A 25,706-nucleotide genomic window follows, 5' to 3' on the forward strand; every position below is an offset into this window, starting at 1 on the left:
TACTATTTTCGTAGAAGCCTTAGCCTTTTTCATATATTTCGATCGGTAATTGATCTGGATCCTGAAAAAAAGTGAATCTCTTTTTTGTGGTGGGGTCTATTCGTACTCCTTCTGTCTCAATACCTTTCAATGCAAGTTCTTTTATTGTTTCATCAATATCCTCTACTGTGAAAGCAAGATGACGAAGCCCTTGTGCTTCAGGAAAATTTGGACGTGGCGGAGAGACGGGAAACGAAAACAATTCAATCACATATTCATTATTCAGCGCGAGATCTAATTTATAGGAATCACGCTCTTTTCGGTAGGTTTCCTGAACAAATGTAAAACCCAATTTATTAAGGTAAAAGTCTTTAGCTTCTTGATAATCCGAACAAATAATTGCGATATGATGAACACCTAAAAACACAACAATCTCCTCCTTCTTCTTGCTCTTATTCTATCATTTTTATTAGTACAAACTAAAATACATGATAAGCTCTTATTTGTGAGCTTATCATGTATTATGAACCAACTGGATGTTTTTTATGGTAGATCAAAAGGTAGAGATACAATGAAATAGAAAAAACGACAGAAATAGCTGAAGCTAAATAAATATAACTATAATCCAGGAGAAAGGCAATTTGACCAAAAGCAATAGCTCCTGTTCCCACACCTAGATCGAAAAAGGAGAAAAATGTTGCGTTAGCCATTCCCTTTCTATTCATTGCCGCTTTATCGACTGCCCATGCCTGCAATGCAGGTTGTACTGCACCAAAACCAAGGCCATACAAGGAAGCAGCAACAAATAACATCAATGAATTAGGTAACCAGACAAGTAATAACATAGCGATTAAAATCGAAAAGGTTCCCGGTAAAAACACAGATATATGTCCATATCGGTCGTATAACCTACCTGCAAATGCCCGTGATATCATTAAGAATAAAGCGAATAACAAGAAGTACCATTCGATTCCAGCAACATTTTCCTGCGCGGTATATAACGGTAAGAAGGATGCAATTCCTCCAAAAGTGGTGGTAATAAAAAATAATAACAACGATGGTTCTATAGCTGATTTCTCAAATATATCAAATTTCTTTTTACTCTCTTTTTCACTCGGCTTTTCGACTTTTTTGTAATTAATTTGTGTTGCTAGCAGTAAAGCTACTAATCCTAAACTAGCTGCAATTAAAAATAACCAAGTGAAGGAGATATAACCATATAAAAATAAACCTAATGACGGACCGAAGGCAAGAGCTAAATTACCTGATAAGCCAAAATAACCCATACCTTCCCCACGACGCTTCGAAGGAATTAAGTCTGTTGCTATTGTACCAGTAGCAGTTGTGGAATAACCCCAGCCAACTCCCTGAACAAATCTCATTATAAATAAAAAAATGACACTTGCAATAAAAGCAAAAGAGCCGACCGATATTACAAAAATGGCCAAACCTAATAAATATACAAATTTACGTCCGATTGATTCCAATGCATGACCTGCATTAGGTCTTACTAATAAAGCAGAAAATGTAAAAACACCTGTAATAATCCCAATCATCTGGTCACTGCCACCAAGATCTTGTACGAATAATGGGATGGTTGGTAATGTCATTTGAAAGCCTAAAAAAATAAAGAAATTAGCAATACAAATGAATATAAAATCTTTTGTCCAGATTCTGTCTGTATTTGATGCCTTTGCTCTTTGTGGATGTTCCATTCTGAAAGACTCCTTTATATACTTCGGTACACGAAATATATTATAACCTATATCCTTGATATTAAAAAGTAGCTTGAATTAAATACATTACACAACTCGCGATATTTTTGTCTATGATGAATGTATAAGCGAATAGGATTTAACTTCTATTTTTCCTTCCAGATTTGTTCTAAAATTATTACTAATGCTGTGCCTACTAATAGACCATTGCTCATTACATTTTGTACAAGTAATGGTAATTCTGAAAATACTTCTGCTGGCAAGAACATGGTTCCCATTCCTATTAAATAGGCAATACCAATAATCGTAACCCTTCGATTATCCAACGGTACTAAAGTAACATTACGTATCGCTAAACCAACTAACTGAACAAAAGAAGCCATTAGAGCAGCATTGGCAACTGGGGATGGGATACTGGAAATATAAGTAACGATCGGTGGAAAAAAGGCAATAACCATTAATAACAAAGAAGCATAGACAAAAGGTTTTTTTCTTTTTTGCCCTGTTAGTCCTATAAAACCTGCAGACGTGGACAAAGGGACATTTGCAATCGAAGAAAACATTCCTGACAAACCATGATTAATGCCAAAAACTGTCGTTCCTCTATTAATTTCTTTTTTACGCTCTCCTCCGGTATTACCTAACGTCTGATCAACGGCAACCACCGATGCCACAACATTCGAAATCAAGATTATAGCTGTTATAAATGCAATAGGAATAGCACTCAAATCAAAAACAGGCTCGCCAAATGCAAATACTTGTGGTAGTGCAAACAACGCAACATTTCCAATCACGGGTGCTTGTCCCTCAACCACAATAAATATAATCCAGCCAAATAAAATACCCAAAAACATGGAATAACTGCTTAGCCATCCTTTCGCAAAAATCGATAACCCCAGAACAACTATAAAAGTAAAAGTAGCTATTAACGCTTCTTTTACTTGAATATGAGCGGAATCACCTTGTAGCCCTAACATTCCTTGCAAAAAAGTTCCACTCAATTGAACGGTTAACAGAAAGAAAAAAGTACCCGTCACAAGTGGTGTGAAAATAGGTAATATATATTGAGATATTTTAAAAATACCGAATAAGAATAAGAAAACACCTGTTATGATCATCGTGGTTTCTAATAACTGAAGGGTTCCATCCAGGGAGGTACCATTTTGTAACCCTGTTGCCGCCATTACCGAAAATATACTAATCCATATCCCGGCAGGGCCTTCCATAATTGGCATGCGATGACCAATAATACTCTGAAGCAACGATGCAAGTCCCACTATAAAAAAAGTCCGTTGCATCAGCCCAGCTACTTCGGAAAAGCTCATTTCAAATATAGCCCCAACTACAATCGGAAGTGCCACCGAACTAGCTAATAAAAAGATGAACCATTGTATCGTTTCCATCGAAAATTGTACTATTTTTTTATTTTGCAAAGTAAACGCTCCTAATCTGTCATTTAACTCAGTAGTATACTATCAGTTTACACTTATACAAACAAAATCACCCAATAATTATAATTATCGGGTGTTAATGTATTTTCTAAAATCTAGAGGTAATCATTTTTTTCTTTGTATAAAAGTTAACACCATCTGTTCCATTCACATGAAGGTCGCCGTAAAAAGATTTTTTATTGCCAGAGAACGGAAAAAATGCCATTGGTGCAGGCACTCCCAGATTCACTCCAAGCATACCTGCATCTATGTCTTCACGAAATGTACGAATACTCTTAGCATCCCGGGTAAACAGACAAGCTCCATTTGCAAAATCAGATTGATTGGAAACCGCAATCGCTTCTTCTAAATTTTTAACTCTTACAACAGATAAAACAGGTGCAAATATTTCATCTTGCCAAATCTTCATAGTGGTTTCCACATTATCCAGAATCGTTGGTCCGACAAAAAATCCTTCAGTTTGTTCTGACGTTCGTCCGTCTAAACAAATATTCGCACCTTCCTGTACCACTTTTTCAATATAAGAGATGGTCCGCTGCTTATGTTCTTCTCTTATCACTGGTCCTAAAAAAACACTTTCATCTAATCCGTTACCGATGTTGATTTGTTCAGAAGCACTAACTAGTTTTTCTACTAAGGTGTCAGCAATCTCTTCCACCGCTACAACGACAGAGCATGCCATGCATCGTTCACCTGCAGATCCGAAGGCAGCATTCATAATTTGCTGTACAGAAGCATCTAAATCTGCATCTTCCAGGACAATCGAGTGATTTTTCGCCCCAGCTAATGCTTGTACCCGTTTACCATACCTTGCAGCTGTTTGATATACATACTCTGCAACTGGCTGCGAGCCTACGAACGATATAGCTTCGACTTCGTCATGTTCCAAGAATCCGTTCACGACGTCTTCGGCACCATGGACAAGATTTAACACACCGTCTGGCAGACCTGCTTCTTGTAATAGTTCAACAAGTCTTACCGCTAATAATGGTGTTTTTTCTGAAGGCTTTAATACAAACGTATTTCCACATGCAATCGCTAATGGAAACATCCAGCAAGGTACCATCATCGGAAAATTAAATGGTGTAATTCCACCTATTACACCTACTGGATAGCGAAACATTTCAGAATCTATATCTTTAGCAATCGTTGATAAAGTTTCACCTTTCATCAACTGTGGAGCACCTGTTGCAAATTCAACACACTCGATTCCCCTTAACACTTCTCCATAAGCTTCTTTTAAACTTTTACCGTTTTCTTTCGTAATGATTACAGCTAACTCTTCTTGATGGTTCAGTAAAAGCTGTTGATACTTAAACAAAATGCGTGCGCGTTTTGGAACCGGAGTATTTTTCCAATTATTAAAAGCGCTTTTTGCACTAATAACCGCTTGGTTTACATCCACTTTTGAAGAAATAGGAACGTTAGCTAAAATTTCTCCTGTTGCTGGATTAGGGACTTCTTGTATATGATGTGTAGTAGCTGTTTGCCATTTTCCATTAATAAAATTCTGTAACGCCTGTACCATTATTCACTCATCCAATCCGGTTTATGAAAACCTTGAAACTGTTCTTCGATAACTTCTTTAAAGTGATCTGATTCCACCGCTTCTTTAATATCTTCCACATAAGCAGCATCCAAGTTTTCTGTCTTTACTACGACTCGATTAATAATATTTTCCGGTAATTCGTCACGTACAAGTGCGGTGGTTAAATCAATTCCTGCTGAAATCGCGAAATTACCATTAATCGCAGCTAAATCTACCGAATCCAAGGTACGAGGTAATTGCGCTGCTTCGACTGGTTCAAATTGTAAGTTTAATGGATTACTTGTAATATCCTTTTCGGAAGCTCGTAATGGATCGACATCATCATTAAACTCAATCACACCATTATCTCTTAATACAGTCAGTCCTCTAGCAAGATTAGTAGGATCATTGGCAACCGCTACCGTACTCCCTTCTTCTATTTCATCTAAACTATCATAATCATTCGAATAAATACCGATTGGTGCTGTTGGAACTGTGATTACACTCGATAATTCCATATCATTCTCTTCTGCAAATGCCTCCATATATACAAGATGCTGAAACAGGTTTGCATCTAATGAACCATTATCAAGTGCTTTATTTGGTTGCACGTAGTCATTAAACTCTTCAATGGTTACTGTATATCCTTGTTCTTCTAGGTAAGGTTTTACCCCTTCTTCCAGCATATCACTATAAGGTATCGTTCCTCCTAACACTAATTCTTTCTTTTCACCAGAGGCACTGCCATCATCAGAACCACACGCTGCTAATAATCCAATTAATATCATCAAAAGTACTACTTTTTTCATTTTTTTATTCTCCTTATTTTTTATTTACGGTTTTGGCGATAAAATCACCTAAATATTGAATGAATTGAACCAAGACAATTAATAAAATAACAGTGGTAAACATCACCGTATCATCATATCGATAATAACCATAGCGAATCGCCAAGTCCCCAATACCACCGCCACCGATTGTACCTGCCATAGCAGAATAACCTATTAAACTAATAGCAGTAATTGTTAGACCACTGATCAAACCCGGCTTTGCTTCTGGGAAGATAATATCTTTTATAATCATCCAAGGTGAAGCTCCCACTGCGATTGCAGCTTCAATTACTCCTTTGTCCACTTCACGTGCAGCCGATTCTACGATTCTTGCATAGAAAGGAATCGCCGCTACCGATAACGAAACAGAGGCTGCTAATGGCCCGATCGTTTCCCCGACCAGCCACTGGGTAAAAGGCAATAAGAAAACTAACAAAATAATAAATGGGATCGAGCGGATTAAGTTAATCACAACCCCTACTATGGCTTTAATCCAACTGTTTTCAAGAAATAACCCTTTATCTGTCACATACAATACAATTCCTAAGGGTAATCCAATAAATATCGCTACTAATAATGCAATACCTACCATCAATAACGTCTCAAAAAAGGCTACATTTAACTCTGGCAAAAGTTCGATAATACTAGCCATTGTTGATCACCTCTACTTTACTGACTCGTTCTCGAAGATAATCAATTGCGGCTTCAGTTTCTCGTGGCTCACCATTGACTTCCATAACAAAAATTCCGAGCGGAACATCACGAATATATTCGACTTTTCCGTGCAGGATATTTCCCTTAACTGAAAAGTTTTGTAATACATCGGAAACAATTGCCTCTGCCGCAAGCTCGCCCCAAAAATGAAGTCTAACAAGTTTACCTGTAATTGTTTCCAGCAGTTGTTCAGGTAATTGAAAATCGAGTATTGTTTCGATAAATTTTTTAGTTAATGGTTCTGTTGGGTTTGAAAATATTTCATAAGTAGAACCCTGTTCAATCACTCTGCCATCCCGCATCACTGCACAGCGATGGCAAATTTCTTTGACGACTTCCATTTCATGGGTGATGATTACAATCGTCAACCCTAATTCTCTGTTTATTTTTTTTAGCAACGCTAGAATTGACTTTGTTGTATTAGGATCTAATGCAGATGTAGCTTCATCACAAAGCAATACTTTTGGATTATTGGCCAATGCTCTTGCGATACTAACCCGCTGTTTTTGACCACCACTCAATTGTGAAGGATATTGATTCGTTCGATCCGTTAATCCTACCAGTTCTAATAAATGGTTCACTCTTGGTCTTATTTTTTTATCTGGGACACCTGCTGCTTTAAGTGCAAATGCTACATTTTCATAGACTGTTTTCGATGACACAAGATAAAATCCTTGAAAGATCATACCGATGGATTGTCTTGCCTCTCGAAGCTTCCTACCAGATAGTTGTAATAGATCGATGCCGTCTATCAATATTTCCCCAGAGGTTGGCCGTTCCAATATATTCATACAACGCAATAAAGTACTTTTACCAGCACCACTGTACCCGACAATTCCGTAAACTTCTCCTGAATCAATGGTTAATGACACATTATCGACACCGACGATTTTTCGCTTTTTGCTTTTAAATTCTTTTGTTACATTCGTTAATTCAATCAATGGTGATCACTTCCTTCTGAATTTACTGCCAGGATGATCCTCTGGTAATCTACTGTTTCCATCTGGAAATAATTTCTCTCTTAACGTTCCTTCACGATAGTCTTTTTTGTAGATGCCTCTTGCTTGGAGCTCAGGAATAACAAGATCGACAAACGACTCTAAGTCACCTGGTGTCACCAAATGGTTTAAATTAAAACCATCCACCCCTGATTCCTCAAACTGAAATTGGATGGCGTCTGCTACTTCCTTTGGATTCCCGACAATATAGCTATTGCGGTCAATTGCTTCAAAGCGATTTAACACATCACCAACGGTCAATTTTTTCGGTGCATCTTTCGTTAAAGTTGCTGCTTTGTAATGACCACCTTCTGTTTTTTTCTTATATTCAAATGGCTCATTCGAATCTGCATCCTCATATTCTGCAATATCATAACCACTTGCTCCATACTGTGCTTTTGCGGCATCCGCACTCCAGACTTTGTTATATTCTTCGAATTTCGCTTCGGCCTCTTCTGTTGTTTCAGCCACAACAACACTTAAGAACGAAATAATTTTTAAATTTTCAGGATTGCGTCCATGCTTTGCTGCTCTTTCCCGAATATCATCTGCATAATAGCGAATGCGTTGCGGAGTCGGACCACCAACAAAAATACATTCCGCATGCTTAGCTGCAAACTCACGACCTTTCTCAGAAGTACCAGCTTGATATATTACGGGTGTTCGTTGTAAGGATGGTTCGCTTAAATGTGGTCCTTCTACTTTGAAATAATGACCCTTATGATTAATTTCGTGTACTTTTTCAGGGTCAACTAATGTTTCATTTTCCACATCTTCGACTACCGCATTATCCTCCCAGCTCTGTTCCCATAATTTATAAGAAACATCTAGGTATTCATCTGCTATATCATACCGTTCATCATGTTTAATCATATCTTCAAGTCCAAAATTTCGAGCCGCGTTTGGCAAATAGGAGGTAACGACATTCCAGGCAACGCGTCCTTTGGTCAGGTGATCTAATGTCGAAAACCTTCTTGCATTACCAAACGGTGCTTCATATGTAGTGCTTACTGTTACCGCAAATGCCAGGTGTTTTGTGACACTAGCCATCGCTGACACTAGTAATGCCGGATCATTTAATGGAACCTGTAACCCATCCCTGATTGATGGTGCTTTACTTTTTTGGTAGACATCATATATGCCTAGTACGTCTGCGAAAAAAACGGCATCAAATTTACCCTTTTCCAATAATTTTGCTAAGTCGATCCAGTAATCCAAATCCTTATATTGACGGTGACGTTCACTTTTGGGATGTTTCCATAAACCATGTGAATTGTGCATGGCGCTAGTCATTTCAAATGCGTTTAAAATTATTTCTTTTGTCATAGATTTCTCCCCTTTACAAATTAAAAAGCCTCTTCTTTAAGAAAAGAAGAGGCTTAAAATACAATCACTGAAGTCCTGTCCTTTTCTTATCTTTCAAGCTACTTGCTTGCTGGAGTTGGCACAGTACTTGCGGTCAAGTCTGTTGCCGAGGTTTCAAAGGGCCAGTCCCTCCACCTCTCTGGATAAGAAAAAATGTTGTCGTTATTAAATTATAGTAATCAATGTAACGTGATTTTTCAGAATTGTCAATCATTTATCATAAAAAATTTTCGTCAGCTGTCCAACACATTTTTTGCTAAATTGTAGACAATCGCATCATCTGTTGGCGGATTATGTAACCCTGCTCTGACATCCCTGAAATGACGTTGCAACGGATTTTTTGCAGATAAACTCCTGGCACCGACAATCCGCATTGCTAAATCTACGATTGTGTTGGCACTGTTTGTCACGATGTGTTTGGCAGCTTGTAACTCTGCACCTAACTGGGATCTGGTTTCAGGATGTTCCACCCATTTTGTTGCGACACCATATAACACTTCACGCGCTTTTACTAACTCTAATTCGATTTCACCAATCTTTCTTCTTACTTCTGGCACTTCTTTAATGGGGTGTGGAAGTGTTATCGGCTGAAAATCACTCGCAAACTTGATCGCATAATCACGCGCTGCTTCTGCAATACCTAAGTATACAGCAGGTATTTGCAAATACCATCCTTTTGGAAAAGGTTTTTGTGGTGTCTCTTCAAATAATAAAGCATCTTCTGCGACAAATACATTTTCTAAAATAAGATCATCACTTTTGGTAGCTCTCATCGAAATACTGTCCCACGTTTCATTAACTTTTACTCCTGGTAATGAGTGATCAATTAGTACATAGCCCTTTGTTCCTGTTTGATTGACGTCGACGGTAACAATCGAATAATCAAGAGCTACTGCCATCGATGTAAAGGATTTAGCGCCGTTGATTCGCCAGCCATTCTGTTCTTTTTTTGCAATAGTCGTTGGTATACCACCACGTGAAGGACTACCTGTTGCTTTTTCAGTCTGCGCTAAATTAATCAGGGCTCTTTCTTCCACAATCAAACGAGAAACTTTTTCAAAATTTTCTTTACTCCAATTACGATTCTCCGCTTGTTCCAAGATTACACCCAGCTGCCACCCAAGTGATAAGGCAGTTGGTCCATCTCCTTTTGCTAATTGTTGTTGTACCTGCAAAAATTCAACAAGATCGATTCCTGAACCTCCGTACTCTTTGGGAACCGTCAAGGCTAAAAGTCCATTTTCCTTTATGTCCTCAAAGTTTTCATGAGGAAATAATGCATCTTCATCAACTTGATTTGCTCTTTCCGCGAATATCTCTGATAACTTTATGACATCTTCTATGTAGCTTCTATTATTCTCTGAAACAATTGTCATTATAAATCCCCCTCTAAACTAATAAAATCCTACATCTCGATGAGAGAAGTAGGATTTATAAATATAAACACGTTCTCATCTTTCAGGCATAGACTCCTGCTGGAAGTAGCACCTTTCTTTTTATACGAGCAAAAAGTGGTTGCTGCAGGGTTTAGCGGACCAGTTTCCTTCCCTGACTCTTGATAAGATTAATCGATATGAAGTTAGCCACCACTTTACAAAACTTTCTAAAAATTGTCAACTATTTATTTTATTATTCTAAATTTTCTAAAAAAGGAGTTGACAGTATTTTATAACTCCTGTATATTGTGACTTAACTTAATAAGCGACATATTTTCTTATCCAGAGAGGTGGAGGGACTGGCCCTTTGAAGCCTCGGCAACAGACTTAATCACAAGTACTGTGCCAATTCCAGCAAGCAAGTAGCTTGAAAGATAAGAGGAGCGGATTTCATTATAAACACACACCCTCTTCTATCTTTACTAGAAGAGGTTTTTTATTGTCTAAAAATACAAACAGGAAGAGGTTTTGAAGATGACAGACATTATATTATTATCAGGAAGCCCATCAATAAGCTCACGAACGGATCTAGCACTCCATTATGCAGGCGATAAGTTAATAAAAGAAGGTTTCGATGTCAAACATATCTCGATTCAGGACATTCCAGCAGAAGTATTATTTCATGCCCAATTTGATCATCCCAAAATTAAAGAAGTGACCAATTTATTACGAAACGCAAAAGCAGTAATTGTTGGTTCGCCAGTCTATAAAGCAGCCTATTCTGGAGTATTAAAAGCTCTATTAGATTTATTACCACCAGATGTTCTGCAGGATACACCAGTATTACCAGTTATGACTGGAGGAAGTGGCGGACATTTACTTTCCATTGAATACTCACTCAAACCATTGCTAGCTTCATTAAAAGGTCAATGTTTACAAGGTGTTTATATTGTTGATAAATGTATTGATAAACAACAGACAGAAGAACCGATTGTAGATGAAGAGACAAAGCAGCGATTAATCAATCAATTAACGATCCTTACCAACACAACTGCCAACCAAAGAGAATTATTATTTACTTAATAAAATGAACACCGCGCCTGTACACGGCGCGGTGTTCATTATTTTTATAGTAAACGGACAGATACTAACTCGATATTTTTCCAAGTATTTGAAGCTTTTCTTAGTCCAATATATGCTGTTAACACCATTCCCACTTCAACAATGAATTGTTAATATTGGCATAACTCATTTCCAATTGCATTAATTGTGCAACTTTTATCATACGTGGTTCATATTGTTTAATCATTTCAAAGATTTTTTTTGAGTTTGATATCTTAATTTCTCTTGCCAGCCAAGTGATTAGTGCCTTAAGAGTGGTTACTAAATCTTTTACAAGTGCTTTGCTAACATAATGATATAAGCCAAATATATATCACCCCAACAACTCTCTCCAAAACGGTAGATCACAGCCCTTCCAACTTGTAATCGGATGGATTTCGATAATTTTCGAATACATTAACCATGCAAATATAACTTTACTACGGTCATTATTATTAAGTATAAATACTTGAAATTGCTATATACCGTTTAGTCATCTAAAATATTTTTTATAATTATGTAATATTTTTTGTGCTGTAACGTCTATTAATTAACAACACCAAAGAATGTCAAATAAGGGGGCAAGATGATGGATGAAGAACTAATCACGGATTGGTTTGACGCTTATGCTGATGATGTGTATCGCTTTTTAATTTATTATACATCGACATCAGATGTGGAAGACTTAGTCCAGGAAGTATTTATTAAGGCAATCGATCGATATGATTCCTTTAAAGGGGATGCCAGCCCGAAAACATGGCTCATATCCATTGCTAGAAATTTAGCCATAGATGAAGCACGTAAAAACAAGCGAAAAGACTGGCGCAAATTGATAAAATCGTATGAGAGTAAGGTTGATATTTCACCTGAAGACAAACATCTTATAAGTGAAAGGAAACTGGAATTACATCAAGCGATTTCAAAGCTGAAGCAAGATTATCGAGATGTTGTGATTTTGAGAGGTATTGAAGAACTATCTGTCATGGAAACGGCCACTATTTTAAAATGGTCGGATTCAAAAGTTCGCGTCACATTTCATCGAGCATTAAAAGCTTTGAAAATGCATGTAGAGGAGGTCCATTATGAGTCATAACGAAGATGAATTAAAAAAGGAGTTAAAAGAATTGAAAACTAAGCGCTCATTAGAGACGGAAAAGAAGGAGACGATGAAAATGGCACTGCAAAAACATGCTAAGAAAAAACGTGCCAAATCAAAAGCGAAACAGACGTTCATTTGGTTTTCAAGTGCTGCAGCCATTTTGATCTGTGGTATTCTCGTTTTTCAAATGATTAATAACGACCAGATCACACTGCCTGCCGACAATAATCAAGAAAAAGAGGAAATAGGTATAACCGGTGATGATAACAAAGAATCTGATGAGGTTGATATTTTAGATGATGGACAGGATAATAATGAAGCAGAGGATCAAGGAAGTGAAGACACGGCAAATGAGACGGAAGATCTGAGTCCTCTAGATTTTAAAGTGGATAAAATTGGTGAGGGTACACACACGATTTTAATTGAAGGAATGGAAAGCGAAGAACCTGTCGCACACTATCGAATGGAACCTTACGGCATTGAATATAGTGTGGATAAATTTTTAGACAAATATGCAATAGAAGACACTACGGTAAGGTATCACAATGATTATGATGTTGAAGCCTCCATCGTTATGTATGTAGAGGAAAATGCATCGATAGAGCAAGTATTTTCTAACTTACAAGACGATTACACTGGAGAAAGTGATGGTCCGTATACCCTACCTGAAGACGAAAATCCTTATCAAGGGATCGGGCAAGATTTTTCTGATACACCAGAAGGATTTTATGTTTATCAAATTGAGGAGAATGTACTTGTTATCCAATATGAATATGATGCAGAAGCTGGTGATGGTATGCCTCCCCGCCTAGATGCACTACAAAAATCCATCAAGTAATAATGAAGCGCCATTACTTTCATCTGAAAGTAATGGCGTTTTAATTACAAATCACATTATATGTATATTTGCTGCTGGTTTGATCCACATTATAGAGTAAGTATTTAAATGCTTCAAGGAGGATAACGATGAAAAAAGGCAATAATATCTCAAGTTTGCAAGCACAAAATCAAATAGCACAAGTTCAGCAATCGATACTTCATCTGCAACATGCGATCCAACAAGCACAAAGTCATCCCAACCAGGAAATTTTAGAGCAAATTAAACATTCATTAGAGCGAGCGGAACGATCCATGGCTCAAGCCGACAATACAACTGATGATCAAGGCGCATTGGATTTAGTTCGTCGTGATCTAGAACAACAACGGCAAGCGTATCAAGCTATTAATGAGCAAACTTGATAAAAAGCTATTTTACTCAGCTTAAGTTATAGGTGAAATGTAGATGAGATGCTTCCTCGTCTACATTTCTTACCACATTTATAGTGTTAATACCGTTGAGATGGTCTGTCGTCGGCATTTTATACCATATTTACCATGCTAATGCCGATGAGATGCTCTCTCGTCGACATTTCGTGCCACATTTACAATGATAATGCCGATGAGATACTCTCTCGTCGGCATTTCGTCCCACATTTTCAATGCTAATGCCGATGAGATGCTCTCTCGTCGGCATTTCGTCCCACATTTTCAATGCTAATGCCGATGAGATGCTCTCTCGTCGGCATTTCGTGCCACATTTACAATGATAATGCCGATGAGACGTACTCTCGTCGGCATTTCGTGGCACATTTTCAATGTTAATGCCGATGAGACGCTCTCTCACTGGCTTTTTGAGTCTTAATCCAAAATAACCATCAGATATCTATTGGACATTACGTTTTATATGGGTATTCTACCAAGCGTATGCTTCTGGTGTTTGTCCACCTGGTCCAGGAAATATTTCTTCTAATTTTTGCAGTACTTCCGCTGTTAATTTCACCTCAACCGCACGCAGCGATTTCTCTATTTGTTCTACGGTTCGCACTCCAATAATCGGTGCGTCAACAGCAGAGTTTGTTAGTAACCATGCTAGCGCCACCGTATCTTCCCGTTCACCGATCTCCTTACATAGTGCACCAAATTGTTCTAATTGTGCTCGTTGTTTTTCTGCTCTTTCTTGACTGTGTCTACTTCTGGAGTTTTTAGCTGGATTAAGTGCATTTCCACCTAATAATCCTCCATCTAACGGACTCCACGGGACAACACCTATACCGTACCTTTTGGCAGCTGGTAAAACTTCCAATTCAGGTAAACGACAATTCAAATTGTATTTATGCTGTTCCAACACGAGTCCAAGAAAATTACGTGCTTTTGCGCTCGCTTGTGCTTCCGCTAACGCCCAACCTGGAAAGTTACTAGAGCCTACATAATCTAATTTACCTTGTTGATTTGCAATTTCAAAAGCAGGCCATATTTCTTCCCATGAAGTACGTCGATCAACATGGTGCATCATATAAATTTCAACATGATCTGTCTGTAACCGACGTAAAGAATCCTCCAAATGACGCTTAATCTTATATGCTGAAAGGCCTTGTTCATCATTTGGACCGTAATTCGGATCAAACATCTTTTCATGCATCTTCGTTGCTAATACCACTTTTTCTCTTCGATTGCCACCTTGTTGAAACCATCTTCCAATAATTTTCTCTGTTAATCCAGCATTCTCACCCCAACCATAATTGTTAGCGGTGTCAAAATAGTTAATACCTGCATCAAGTGCAGCATCCATAATTTTAAAAGCTTCTTTTTCTTCGGTATCGACACCGAAATTCATCGTGCCTAAACATAGTTTACTTATTCTCATACCTGAGCGACCTAAATAAGTATATTCCATTTCCTATCCCCTCCTTCACTCCATTTAAAATGTAGCACCAGTTTATCTAAATAGCAAGAGGGACAAATTATTTGCGCGTTTTCGTTACAACATTTAAAGAGATAATCGCTAAAGAAGGTCAAACAAAGTAAAATATGTTATGATATTTTGAGATGAAGGATAAATTGGAGGTTGAGAAATGGGAAAAAGAATTTTGTTATTTCTATTAACAAATATTTTAGTAATGACAACCATCGTCATTGCATGGTCTTTGATCACTAGGTACACCAATATTGGTGCAATTCAAAACGCTGAAGGCCAGATATCATATGGCGCACTAATGATATTTAGTATTCTTGTAGGTTTCGCTGGGGCGTTCATTTCACTTGCGATGTCACGTTGGATGGCTAAGATGATGATGAAAGTGAAAGTGATCGATCCAAGCCGTCCTGCAAATGCACAGGAACGCATGGTTTATGAAAAAGTCGAACGTCTTTCACGTACAGCAGGCTTGGTTCATACACCACAAGTTGGAATCTACCAATCAGCGGAAGTAAATGCCTTTGCGACAGGGCCAACTAAAAAACGCTCCTTAGTTGCTGTATCTTCAGGTCTTTTGCAGACAATGGATGATGATGCGATTGAAGGAATTATTGCTCATGAGGTGGCACACGTTGCGAATGGTGATATGGTAACGATGACGTTATTACAAGGTATCGTCAACACATTTGTTGTTTTCTTTTCAAGAATCGCAGCGATTATTGTCTCACGTTTTGTACGTTCCGAAATTCAATGGATCGTTCAATTTGCAGCAATTATCGTATTTCAGATTTTATTCTCGATACTTGGTAGTATTGTTGTCAGTGCTTATTCCCGTCACCGAGAATATCACGCAGACAAGGGTGGAGCTGACTTAGCTGGTCGTGACAAAATGGCACATGCGCTACGTTCATTAAAAATGTACGTTGATCGTGCTAAAGTCAACGATCGTACAGACGACTCTGCAATTCAAACAATGAAAATCAATGGAAAAAGCAGCATGATGACCTTATTTTCTTCCCACCCACCATTAGACGACCGCATTGCAAAACTGGAACAACGATAAAGTGTACTTTAATCAGTAGGAGGTTTAATCTCCTGCTGATTTTTTATCATCGACTTCTGCTTTAAACAGGAATCCTTTTTAAATGAAGAATTTCAAATTACTTTTTTACCATGTTCCATCTGATTTAAAAGCCGGTCTAATTCTTGAGAAATTCTTAGTAACTCATGATAACTTACCTTTTTTTCGTAAGCCTGGTACATCGCCCTTCGAACATCATCAATTCTTTGGTCTAATTTTCGCAAAGATATTACTCCTTTTCGTTTAAATTAATTATAGAATACCCAAATTTTAACTTTTTGAAACATGAAGGGCACTTCTGATCAGCTTGCTTTTGAATCGACTCGGTATCCTAATATCGATATTATGTCGGTTAATTGGTCAACACTCACAATGGTTTCCTCAAAATACACTTTCACTTTGCAGTCATATAAGAGAACATGAACTTCTTTGACACGTCTACGTTATTCAATTTCCCTTCAATTCTTTGAAGAGACGATAAAGAAGTTATTGTTTCTACTGGGAATTTGATTGTGCTCATTGTCTAGTCGCTCCTTAGTGATTGTTTACGAACATCTTAACCGTATATAGAGCTTAAAACATTGATCTTAATCAACTTTTTTTAAATTGCTACTAGAATATGCGCATTAATGAATTTATCATGTTAAAATAATAAGTAATAGAAAGACGGTCGATTTACTTGTAATGAGTGAGAAACAAGGGGGTTTTAAACAGATGAGCATAAATAATTGTAATCATTCCTCCAATCAAGAATCACTGGATAGTTGTGTTGCAAAGGTACCTATCTTTAATCATCTAGATAGAAATCAACTTGATGAAATTATGAGGACGGTTCAATCCACCACTTTTCAAAAAGGAGATCCTATTTACCAGGCAGGGGATACCTCTGACACATTATATATTGTGCATAAAGGCAGGGTGAAGATCTATCACCTAGCTCCAGATGGCAAGGAACACATTGTTTCATTACTTTTTCCTGGTGACTTTACTGGTGAATACGCACTTTTTAACGAAACTATTCACGAATCATACGCAGAAGCTTTAGAAAAAACACAAATGTGTAGAATCAAACGAGAAGATTTACAAGCCATTTTAGAAGAATATCCATCAATTTCGTTAAAAGTTTCACAAGAATTTTCGCAAAAATTAATGCAATCAGAACAACAATCAACTTATTTTGCAACAGAAAAAGTCCATACGAGAATCGCTTTATATTTAGCAGATCTTTACGACAAACAAAACGAAGCTGTGATTGAATTACCAGTAAGTCGTAAAGACTTAGCTGGCTATCTGGGCACAACCCCAGAAACAATCAGTAGAAAAATTTTGGAGTTGGAAGATAATGGATACCTAAAACAACACACTAGCAGAAAGATCGAACTATTTGAATTAGAAAAATTAAGACAGATCTAGTATGCTGGTCTGAGGTGTAATAGGCATCGCTCCACTAAAAAAAGAAGGGTCTTATAATTATCTGCCCTTCTTGCAAATTATTTCTTCTTGCATTTCGCACTGTTCTTCTTGCAGATTTCTTTTTCTTCTTGCATTTCGCGCTGGTCTTCATGCAAATGAGAAATGAGTACTTCTATTTAGAAGATCTCTTTAGCTAAAACAGTATCCATATAATCTATGTTTCCGTCCTGATTGATATCATAATTGAGCTCTGTCCCTCCGAAAGCAGCGGGGTTTGTTTCAAATTGGTCGATGACAGAATTATTATCGAGATCTGCTTGGAATTCATCCATCATCCCATCATTGTTTAGATCAACATCAAATTGGTCCATTAATAAATCGTGATCCAGATCATTAATGCCATATGTACCATATTCTGAAAGCTGGTACATTTGCAAGTCACTCTCATCAATACTCATATCATGATTCATATCTAAAAAATCTAGTGGGTCTATTTCCATTGACATCATTCCTCCCATTTAATCAAATAATTTCTGAATACGACTACTTGTTTTCCTTATTTTTTCCGCTTGTTTCTTTTTTACATTTTCTATCGTTCCTTCAAATTTTTGATCAAAATCAAATTGAAAGGTATAAATGAATTTATTTTTAATTTGTGTACTATTCCCAATGGACAGTAGTTTTTCTCTATCACCATCTGCCACTTTTTGTTTTAATTCATCCTTCAAAAGGGATTCAGCAGGAGTAAATCCTATTTTTCTTGATATATTTAGCGAGCGAAAATACATCTTTTGATTTCCCGCCAACTGATAAAACTGTGCCAAATAGAAGAAAAATTCCGCTTGAAAACGGGGAATTCTTTCAATTTGAATCGCTTTCGTGAGATATTGAATTGCCTTTTTCAGTAAATTGTACCTCTTACGATTAGAATTTGCGTATGCAGAAGAATACGCTAATGCTTTACCTAAAATCACCAGGTCTTCCACATCATTTCGATGTTCATCACTTTTCACTCTTTCAGCTGTTAATGCAATGGCTATTCCTAAATAAGTGGAAGGTGAAGCTTTTTCAAAATCTTCATCAATGGCATTTAAGCCTGAAGCAACCCCTTTTCCAACAACAAAACCAAACGGATTGATCACTGCTCTTCCGACATTCATACCACTGTTCCACTTCTGATAAGTAATAAGCGCCTCGTAGAAAAACAACCAATAAAGAGGATTATCTGGTTCTTTTTCAAGCTTTTCCTGTAGATCGGCTACACCTGTTGCACCCTGGGTGGCATCAGTTACGACTGACAAAATAGGTAAGGAAGCCAATTCCTTTTTTGCCTTTTTAGAAAAGTTACTTAATTGATGCTGCTGTTCTTTCGATAGAAAGTCATCATACCAGTTGCTCAACTTCCATCACCTCACTTATAATCCTGATAAAAACATGCCAATTATTGCTACTGCAATGATGATAAGAATGAGACAACCCAGAATCTGTTTAATCCGTTCCGCATAAAAGTAATATACGAAACCGACAATTATACCAACTATTGGAGTCGCGATAAATGAAAAGATAATACCGACAATAATTGATCCCAGGATCGATCCTCGTAAATCTTCGCCTGCTTCTTCTTGATAACTGGACAGTTGTTGCGCTTGAGTATTATTTAATACATATTGACGATCCCTGAGCCACTCATCTACCTCTTGATACGAAGGTTGATTCATCTCTTTCACGAGTCGAACTAAATCTGGCAGTGCAGGATGGTTTTGATCAACTTCGTCACAATCATTCATAATAAATGCCATCACTTGTTGCTTTTCTTCTTCATTATTAGGCAACTTGCGTATTTTTTTCAGTGTGTTTTTTCGTAAAAACTCATCTTGATTTAGAAATGCTAAAAAGTATAATTCCGATAATAAGAAATAGTTCTCAATGTCAATTGGTGTGACTAAAAGCCCTTCTTCAATTACTCTGATCGACTTATCCAATTGTTCTTGCCTGGTATAAAAATGAGAGAGTAATAAATGATAATTTCGTTCGTTTAAATTAAGCTGGATCAGTTTTTTGAGCTGTACTTCTTCTTTATGCGTATCCCCTAAATGAAAATAAATTTGACGCATTAAAAGACGATATTCTTCTGAATGAGGATTCTCTAATATCAGATCTGCTCCCAGCTTCTTTGCATTCTGAAACCTTTCCAAAGATACATACACATCTGCCAGCCTGTACTTTACCGTTAAATCATCTGGATAGTCTTGTAGCATCTCCTCCAGAAGTTGTGCTGCTCTATAATAATTTTCGTTACTGATATGCTCGACAACTTGGTGTGCCGTCGCTTCATACCTTCCACCATCTTGTTTCATGCGATCATATTCTTGCCTTTTTTCTTCGTTAAAAAGTGTTTCATAAGCCTGATTCAATTCCTGAAATTTTTCAGGAAATTTTTCATTCGTATAAATTCGTATTTGGCGATAATAGGCTCTTTTAATATCTGTTTGTGAGGCATTTTCGTCTACACCTAAAACCTCATATAAATTCTGTTCCTCCATTTACTCTTCCTCCAACAATCTATTTAAGTGAGTTTGGGCCTTGTTAGCAGTCCATTGCTGAGGAAAACGGTCAACGATTTCACGTAATAATTCGGTTGCCTGTTCAATTTGTCCTTTGTCGATCGCTAATTCCGCTAATTGTAACATTAAATCATCAAGGTATGGCGATTTTTGAAAATGACTGCTCTTTGATTCGATGAATGACACCATCGCTTCTTCAACAGGTTGACCAACCATCAATGAAGATTGAATCTGTAAATATCTCGCATCATCTGAGAAATATTGTTCGTGATCATAGTTATATGATTTCTCTAATAACGTTGCAGCTCTTTCATAGTCTTCCTGATGAAAAGCTTTCAACCCTTGTTGATACGCTTCTTTACTTGCTAAAGTATTAAGGTTTTCAAGATTGGTCACAAACCCGATACGTTCTTCCATTTGGCTATATTCATCTTCTAACGCTTCATATGTAATCATCTGTTCTTCCAGCTTCGATTCTAAGGTATCAATCTTATTTCTCTGATCAGACAAAAGGTCTTCATCCACTTGGACAGCATCGGTATCTTCTGCTACAATTGGTATCTCTTTTGTATCAGGAAAAACTTTACTTCCAACAAACAGCCCTATCACAAGTACTGTTGCGAAGGCTACCATTGATAGCCACCGACGATTGCTTGACTTCGGTTCTTCTTTAATACGATAGCGATTCAAATCAATCGATTGTTGGATATACAAGGGCGCTTCATTATATAGAGAAAATGCCTTTTTACGATCACCGGAATGAATTAAGCTAATTAAATATGCCTTATAAACGGATACAGGTAAAGGCAAGTCATGATCCTCGTGAAAGACTACTGAAAAGTCCTGTAGAGCTTTCTGAAATTGACCTTTCTTTACTTTTTTAATTCCTTCATTATATCTTGAAAAGATCACCTTATACTTGGGAAATTGAAGGTCTATTTGCTTCTGTAACTCTCTTACTTGTGGGATCACACCAGGACTTACTGAACGCAGCATTGCTTTTGCATGATAAGGATTGCCCATCCTTGCTTCTACTAATGCTAAAGCCCAAAGCAACTGAGAATGATCAGGATAATGAATCATTATATCTTCGAGCACTTTCTTTGCCCGAAGATAATCCTTTTTATCTATAAAATCTAATGCTTGCTGGTAGTTTTCTTTGATTGTATCCATAGATTCTTTACATCCTTTAAACAACTTCCATTAAATAATCGGTTAATTGTTCCTCAAATTGTTTTACGGCTTGAGAATCATTACGAGAAAGCGCGCCTTTAAGATTGTTCATGATCCCATCCAAAATGGTTTGTTGCCCTTCATCCAACTCATCTCTCACTTTTTCTGCGCGATACATAACAGCTTTTACATCTTTATAAAGTTCCGATTGATCCCAAGCTTGCTCCATCTTTTGTTTCGATTTGCTTACTTCTAAGTCGCTCATTACTCCGCTATTATTGATCTCTGCATTTACCGTTTTACCAGTACTGGTAAGCTTTGCTGTTACTTTCAGATTACCGTTAATATCGTAATGGAACGTAATTTCGATACCTTCCTGACCTGCAGGATTTGCCGGCACTCCATTAATTTCAATATTTCCCAGGAAAGTATTTTCCACCGTCTTTTCTGCATCTCCCTGGAATACTTGAATATTAAAAGAGGTTTGATTATCTTCGACCGTATGATAAAACTTTGTCTCTGATTTTGGTATCGTCGAGTTACGATTAATAATAATATCAAAATATCCAGGTACTTTTTGACCAGCGATTACTTTAATAATTTCTATTCCGAGATTATATGGAGCCACATCTGTGACGATAAGTCCATTCTCAGATGAAATGGATTCATTTTTAATACCTACTTGAATCGCTGCACCTAGTGCTACCGCTTCATCTGGATTAATATCTTTTCGAGGCGCTTTCTTAAATTTTGTCTCCACTAACTCTTGTACACTCGGAATCCTTGTCGATCCCCCCACTAATAACACTTCGTCTATCTGATAGATACCAATTCCTGTGTCTGCTAGCACTTTATCTACTTCTATTAAAGTTGAACTCAATAAATCATCGACCATTTTTTCAAAATCGATTCTGCTAAGCTCCAAATCTACTGATAAAGGCATGCCGTCTTTTAAAAGAATCATTGGTACCGAAATATTGACTGACACTTGCGTAGAGAGTAATTTTTTTACACGTTCTGCTTCTTCTTTTAAACGGTTTTTTCTCAAAACGACTTCTTGTGCAGATCCGTCCTTCAAAAGGTTAATACCATGCATTTTCTCAAATTCTTCTACAATATACTCTACGATTCTCTGGTCGAAATCCATGCCACCTAACGTATTGTTACCACCACTTGCTTTGACATCGACAACGCCTTCAAATAATTCGACAACCGACACATCAAAAGTACCACCACCTAAGTCATAAACCAATATGTATTGTTCTTTGTCCATATTATCTAAACCATAAGCAATGGCGGCTGCTGTTGGTTCATTAATAATACGATCCACTTTTAAACCAGCTAATTCTCCTGCCTTTTGAGTTGCCTTTCGTTGTGAATCAGAAAAATAAGCAGGTACGGTAATCACAGCCTCTGTTACTTCTTCTCCCAGTTTATCTGCCGCACTTAATTTTAATTCTTTTAAAATATTAGCTGAAATTTCTTCAGGACGATAAACTTCTCCTGCTACGTTTAGTTTTTCATCGGTACCCATGAAACGTTTTACTTCTGTGACAACATGGTCAGGCATACTGACAATTGCTGATTTTGCCGAGTTTCCGACAACAATCTGCCCCTCTTTTGTCACGTGAAATACCGATGGTGTGGTTCTCCCTCCTTCTCTGTTTTCAATAATCTCAGGTTTTTCATTTTTTATGTAAGCTACTGCTGAATTCGTTGTTCCTAAATCGATTCCGATAATCGCCATGATGATCCCATCCTTATTCTCTTAGTAGATTGTGATTACTTTTGCTCTTCTGATTAACGTTTGATTATGTTGGTATCGAAAACCTCTTTGAAAAATCGAATACACATCATATTTTTGCAGATTCGGCGCATCCACTTCTTCTAAGGAAACAGTACCTATACCTTCCATAATCGATCCATCAAAAGTTTCACCAATCACTGGAATTTCTTCTATTCCATAACCCTCAAGTAATTGAATAGCCTTATCGACTACTTTTGTGACTTCTTCTAACCATGAACTATCTTGTTTTTGTGCAGCATTAATTTTAATCAAATCAAGTAGATCAAATACTTCTAACAAAAGATCGACATATTGATTCATTTGTTGATTCACATCATCCGTTGAGGATTCATGCTTTTCTTCCTGATGTCCTAACCTTTCATCAATATGCAATTGAATTTCTTGCAATAATTTAAAATTGACATGATTTCCTTTTTTTACTTCGTCCTTGATATGGTCGAACTTGCTTATTAAGTCTGTATCTGTTTTAGGATCTTCCATCTCCTCATCAATTAGGATAGGAGATAGGTTTAACAATTCATTTTCTAATTCTTTTTGAAACGTTTCCAAGTTTACTTCCCCTACTTTCTTATCATTATATTTATCGATGAATGTATTACGCAGTGTTCTAATCTCTTCTACCCAATTCGTCTGGGTGTCAGATGAATTTAACAATTGATCAAATAAACCATAATAGGATTTGTAACTTATGTAGATATTCCAATTTAGTATTAACCTAATGTACTCTAACAATGTCTTTGGATCATCATTTATAGCTTTTTTAATAGTTTCTTCCTGATGTCCATCTAAAAATGGCAGGATATCATTTAAGAATTTTTGCCCCTCATTCACTCCAACACCTCCAAACTCACTTAAGTATATATTACTATTTTAGTACATTATCGACAAAAAGTGTAGAAATATGGTAGTTTTTTTATAGGTAAATATTACTTAATTTAATTGAAGCAAGATTATAATAATGATAAATAGAACTATTCTATCTTTATAGATATAAGACACAATTAATAAAGATTGACAGTGAGAACGAATGTTTTGTAGAAAACTCAAATAATTTTATTTTGATTCGGTTACGGTTAAGGGATCGCCTTTGGGTTCATCGATCGGCAAGTATGCGCGATTAGTGAAGTTACCTTGTTCCTAAACTATAAACATACTTACTAATAAAAAAAGCTATCGAACTATCATCAATAGTTCGGTAGCTTTCTTCTAATTAATTACAATATAAATATATGAATGCTTATCACTTATTCAGATAAATGACTTGTACTTTTCTCTTTCGGCGTTGTATTGTCTTTAATTGTTTGAAGTGCATCATGCATCTTAAACACGACAATCAACAATTCACAATAAATACGAATAACTAGTGGCCCTACAACTATAACTACAAGTCCCAAGAATACTTGGAATCCACCACCATAATAGGCACTAAACCCTGAAATAATGATCCCTAATCCTGATAAAACAGATAGACCTACACCAATCCAAAAAATTATTTTGATAATCATAGGTGTAATCATTGAATCAAATTTAATAAACTTATCCATTCTTATTCCTCCCGTATCTTTATTGGTAATATATCTCGTTCCTATACGTTTGCATTTGTTCCACAGAGTAAAAAAATACTTTATCGCGGATTTCGACACATACTTGGAATCAAGAAGATGTCCACGAATAACCAGACCCATAAAACAATTAATGGGATCCAACCGATCACAATCCAGACCGAAAACCATCCTACTACTCCAAGTAATAGTTGAGCAATCCCACTTCCAATTCGTCCTGTATAAAAGCGGTGAACCCCAATTTGTCCAAAGAAAAACCATAATATGTAGGCAATAGCTATATTTCTTTCTCTCAACTGACTAACCTCCTTTTTGTTCATATATTACTAGTATAATATTCCCATTTATAAAAAGCAATAAGTCATTATTATGTGTAATAAGTGTCAAAAATTAAGTGTCTTTTCCTGTGCTCTAATTCTGATGGGGGCTATTACAAACGTTTGCTACATGATAAAATAGTAAATAAAACATACAGTTAAGGGAGAGAAGAGGATGAAGTTAACCGTATATTTAGCAGGACAAATACATGATAACTGGCGTAAGGAAGTCAAAGAAAAGGCTAACAAGAAAGAATTACCTTTGGAATTTGTAGGTCCACAAACTGACCATACCCGCTCCGATAATGTCGGAGAAGATATCATTGGTGACCAGCCTGGCAGTGTATATAAAGATGATGCTGCCTCGGCCATTAACAATTTAAGAACGCAGGTGCTGTTGCAAAAATCAGATATTGTGATCGCTCTTTTCGGAGAAAAATATAAACAATGGAACACAGCAATGGACGCCAGTACTGCACTAGCTCTAAACAAGCCAACTATTATTGTTAGGCCAGAATCACTGATCCATCCACTTAAAGAATTATCGAACAAAGCGAATGTAACTGTGGAAACAGTGGATCAGGCAATAGACGTGATTTCTTATATTTATGAATAAGACAAAAAGGGAGATATGCCAATTAGGCTATCTCCCCTATTACATATCTTGAGAAAAAAGTCTGTCTTCTTTTCCCTCTAATTGATAAGGTTCCTAACAACATCACACTCCTCCATTAACTATCCGCTCCCAGCAAGGAGTATTGTCCACTAGATTAGATTTTACAACTCCTGAGAATTCTAAACAGAAAAAGAAAAATGTAAACCTTTTCATTTTGTCGAATAAATGAGATAATTGATCTATAGAAATAGATAAAAAGTCTTACAGCGAAGAAGGTGCAGCA

At 36.9% G+C, this 25,706-nt stretch carries 27 protein-coding genes and 3 riboswitches; of the genes, 7 read left to right on the forward strand and 20 right to left on the reverse strand.

From position 1 onward, the window contains the following. Positions 1-19 precede the first annotated feature (19 nt). From gloA2 to BUC25_RS01980, 9 genes are all read right to left on the reverse strand, one after another. Complete coding sequence (gloA2, locus tag BUC25_RS01940; protein WP_073199151.1) at positions 20-406, reverse strand: SMU1112c/YaeR family gloxylase I-like metalloprotein; 387 nt, start codon at positions 404-406, stop codon at positions 20-22. A gap of 94 nt (positions 407-500) precedes the next feature. Continuing rightward, on the reverse strand, positions 501-1,694 hold the full coding sequence (locus BUC25_RS01945; protein ID WP_073199153.1) for an MFS transporter: 1,194 nt from the start codon (positions 1,692-1,694) through the stop codon (positions 501-503). A gap of 146 nt (positions 1,695-1,840) precedes the next feature. Further along, positions 1,841-3,127: a purine/pyrimidine permease gene (locus BUC25_RS01950; protein WP_139251748.1), complete on the reverse strand. Its 1,287-nt coding sequence runs from the start codon at positions 3,125-3,127 to the stop codon at positions 1,841-1,843. A 106-nt stretch (positions 3,128-3,233) separates the two neighbouring features. Next, complete coding sequence (locus tag BUC25_RS01955; RefSeq protein WP_073199156.1) at positions 3,234-4,673, reverse strand: CoA-acylating methylmalonate-semialdehyde dehydrogenase; 1,440 nt, start codon at positions 4,671-4,673, stop codon at positions 3,234-3,236. Then, positions 4,673-5,482: a MetQ/NlpA family ABC transporter substrate-binding protein gene (locus tag BUC25_RS01960; protein ID WP_073199158.1), complete on the reverse strand. Its 810-nt coding sequence runs from the start codon at positions 5,480-5,482 to the stop codon at positions 4,673-4,675. The genes BUC25_RS01955 and BUC25_RS01960 overlap by 1 nt, the downstream gene beginning before the upstream one ends. Before the next feature lie 13 nt (positions 5,483-5,495). Next, complete coding sequence (locus BUC25_RS01965) at positions 5,496-6,155, reverse strand: methionine ABC transporter permease (protein ID WP_073199160.1); 660 nt, start codon at positions 6,153-6,155, stop codon at positions 5,496-5,498. Beyond that, on the reverse strand, positions 6,148-7,158 hold the full coding sequence (locus BUC25_RS01970) for a methionine ABC transporter ATP-binding protein (protein ID WP_073199162.1): 1,011 nt from the start codon (positions 7,156-7,158) through the stop codon (positions 6,148-6,150). Before BUC25_RS01970 ends, BUC25_RS01965 begins: the two co-directional genes overlap by 8 nt. A gap of 6 nt (positions 7,159-7,164) precedes the next feature. Beyond that, positions 7,165-8,541, reverse strand: a complete 1,377-nt coding sequence (locus BUC25_RS01975) for an LLM class flavin-dependent oxidoreductase (protein ID WP_073199164.1) — start codon at positions 8,539-8,541, stop codon at positions 7,165-7,167. An 83-nt stretch (positions 8,542-8,624) separates the two neighbouring features. Continuing rightward, positions 8,625-8,730, reverse strand: a riboswitch (SAM riboswitch). An 83-nt stretch (positions 8,731-8,813) separates the two neighbouring features. Beyond that, complete coding sequence (locus BUC25_RS01980; RefSeq protein WP_073199166.1) at positions 8,814-9,956, reverse strand: acyl-CoA dehydrogenase family protein; 1,143 nt, start codon at positions 9,954-9,956, stop codon at positions 8,814-8,816. 72 nt (positions 9,957-10,028) lie between these two features. Continuing rightward, a riboswitch (SAM riboswitch) is annotated at positions 10,029-10,145 on the reverse strand. Between the two features lie 146 nt (positions 10,146-10,291). Then, a riboswitch (SAM riboswitch) is annotated at positions 10,292-10,397 on the forward strand. A gap of 93 nt (positions 10,398-10,490) precedes the next feature. Between BUC25_RS01980 and ssuE the strand changes: the two genes are divergently transcribed. From ssuE to BUC25_RS02000, 4 genes are all read left to right on the forward strand, one after another. Further along, entirely contained in the window at positions 10,491-11,039 is a 549-nt protein-coding gene (gene ssuE, locus BUC25_RS01985) for an NADPH-dependent FMN reductase (protein ID WP_073199168.1), read from the forward strand. A gap of 607 nt (positions 11,040-11,646) precedes the next feature. Beyond that, positions 11,647-12,150, forward strand: a complete 504-nt coding sequence (locus BUC25_RS01990) for an RNA polymerase sigma factor (protein ID WP_084543320.1) — start codon at positions 11,647-11,649, stop codon at positions 12,148-12,150. After that, a complete protein-coding gene (locus BUC25_RS01995) occupies positions 12,140-12,994 on the forward strand; it encodes a hypothetical protein (protein WP_073199172.1) in 855 nt (284 codons plus the stop codon). Before BUC25_RS01990 ends, BUC25_RS01995 begins: the two co-directional genes overlap by 11 nt. Before the next feature lie 128 nt (positions 12,995-13,122). Further along, positions 13,123-13,395: a hypothetical protein gene (locus tag BUC25_RS02000; protein ID WP_073199174.1), complete on the forward strand. Its 273-nt coding sequence runs from the start codon at positions 13,123-13,125 to the stop codon at positions 13,393-13,395. Positions 13,396-13,888: 493 nt separating this feature from the next. Here BUC25_RS02000 and BUC25_RS02005 read toward each other — a convergent pair whose 3' ends face one another. After that, positions 13,889-14,869, reverse strand: a complete 981-nt coding sequence (locus BUC25_RS02005; protein ID WP_073199176.1) for an aldo/keto reductase — start codon at positions 14,867-14,869, stop codon at positions 13,889-13,891. A gap of 178 nt (positions 14,870-15,047) precedes the next feature. Between BUC25_RS02005 and htpX the strand changes: the two genes are divergently transcribed. Next, complete coding sequence (gene htpX / locus BUC25_RS02010) at positions 15,048-15,953, forward strand: protease HtpX (RefSeq protein WP_073199178.1); 906 nt, start codon at positions 15,048-15,050, stop codon at positions 15,951-15,953. 92 nt (positions 15,954-16,045) lie between these two features. Here htpX and BUC25_RS02015 read toward each other — a convergent pair whose 3' ends face one another. Both BUC25_RS02015 and BUC25_RS19665 read right to left on the reverse strand, forming a co-directional pair. Continuing rightward, complete coding sequence (locus BUC25_RS02015; protein WP_084543321.1) at positions 16,046-16,195, reverse strand: aspartyl-phosphate phosphatase Spo0E family protein; 150 nt, start codon at positions 16,193-16,195, stop codon at positions 16,046-16,048. Positions 16,196-16,365: 170 nt separating this feature from the next. After that, positions 16,366-16,491: a hypothetical protein gene (locus BUC25_RS19665; protein ID WP_280174034.1), complete on the reverse strand. Its 126-nt coding sequence runs from the start codon at positions 16,489-16,491 to the stop codon at positions 16,366-16,368. Between the two features lie 194 nt (positions 16,492-16,685). Between BUC25_RS19665 and BUC25_RS02020 the strand changes: the two genes are divergently transcribed. Continuing rightward, positions 16,686-17,384: a Crp/Fnr family transcriptional regulator gene (locus BUC25_RS02020; RefSeq protein WP_084543322.1), complete on the forward strand. Its 699-nt coding sequence runs from the start codon at positions 16,686-16,688 to the stop codon at positions 17,382-17,384. Between the two features lie 176 nt (positions 17,385-17,560). Here the strand turns inward: BUC25_RS02020 and BUC25_RS02025 are convergent, their stop codons facing one another. The 8 genes from BUC25_RS02025 to BUC25_RS02060 form a co-directional block, all read right to left on the reverse strand. Then, a complete protein-coding gene (locus BUC25_RS02025; protein ID WP_244535101.1) occupies positions 17,561-17,884 on the reverse strand; it encodes a hypothetical protein in 324 nt (107 codons plus the stop codon). An 18-nt stretch (positions 17,885-17,902) separates the two neighbouring features. Beyond that, positions 17,903-18,784: a hypothetical protein gene (locus BUC25_RS02030; protein ID WP_073199183.1), complete on the reverse strand. Its 882-nt coding sequence runs from the start codon at positions 18,782-18,784 to the stop codon at positions 17,903-17,905. Positions 18,785-18,799: 15 nt separating this feature from the next. Continuing rightward, the gene (locus tag BUC25_RS02035; protein WP_073199185.1) at positions 18,800-19,927 is read right to left on the reverse strand and encodes a DUF6584 family protein; all 1,128 of its coding nucleotides are present in this window, start codon (positions 19,925-19,927) and stop codon (positions 18,800-18,802) included. Beyond that, positions 19,928-21,121, reverse strand: coding sequence for a tetratricopeptide repeat protein (locus BUC25_RS02040; protein ID WP_073199187.1), 1,194 nt, complete (start codon positions 21,119-21,121; stop codon positions 19,928-19,930). Between the two features lie 16 nt (positions 21,122-21,137). Further along, positions 21,138-22,868, reverse strand: coding sequence for an Hsp70 family protein (locus tag BUC25_RS02045; protein ID WP_073199189.1), 1,731 nt, complete (start codon positions 22,866-22,868; stop codon positions 21,138-21,140). A 21-nt stretch (positions 22,869-22,889) separates the two neighbouring features. Then, positions 22,890-23,759 (reverse strand): nucleotide exchange factor GrpE, encoded by an 870-nt coding sequence (locus tag BUC25_RS02050; protein WP_073199191.1) that lies wholly within the window; start codon positions 23,757-23,759, stop codon positions 22,890-22,892. A gap of 413 nt (positions 23,760-24,172) precedes the next feature. Next, entirely contained in the window at positions 24,173-24,472 is a 300-nt protein-coding gene (locus tag BUC25_RS02055; protein ID WP_073199193.1) for a DUF4282 domain-containing protein, read from the reverse strand. Positions 24,473-24,552: 80 nt separating this feature from the next. Further along, positions 24,553-24,786 carry a TM2 domain-containing protein gene (locus BUC25_RS02060; RefSeq protein WP_244535102.1) on the reverse strand — a complete coding sequence of 78 codons (234 nt, stop codon included), beginning with the start codon at positions 24,784-24,786 and terminating at the stop codon, positions 24,553-24,555. 196 nt (positions 24,787-24,982) lie between these two features. Here BUC25_RS02060 and BUC25_RS02065 point away from each other — a divergent pair, with 196 nt between their 5' ends. Next, positions 24,983-25,423 (forward strand): YtoQ family protein, encoded by a 441-nt coding sequence (locus tag BUC25_RS02065; RefSeq protein WP_073199197.1) that lies wholly within the window; start codon positions 24,983-24,985, stop codon positions 25,421-25,423. Positions 25,424-25,706: the final 283 nt, after the last annotated feature.

Origin of the sequence: Gracilibacillus kekensis, assembly GCF_900143085.1 — a bacterium.
In the GTDB taxonomy this organism is placed as follows: domain Bacteria; phylum Bacillota; class Bacilli; order Bacillales; family Amphibacillaceae; genus Gracilibacillus; species Gracilibacillus kekensis.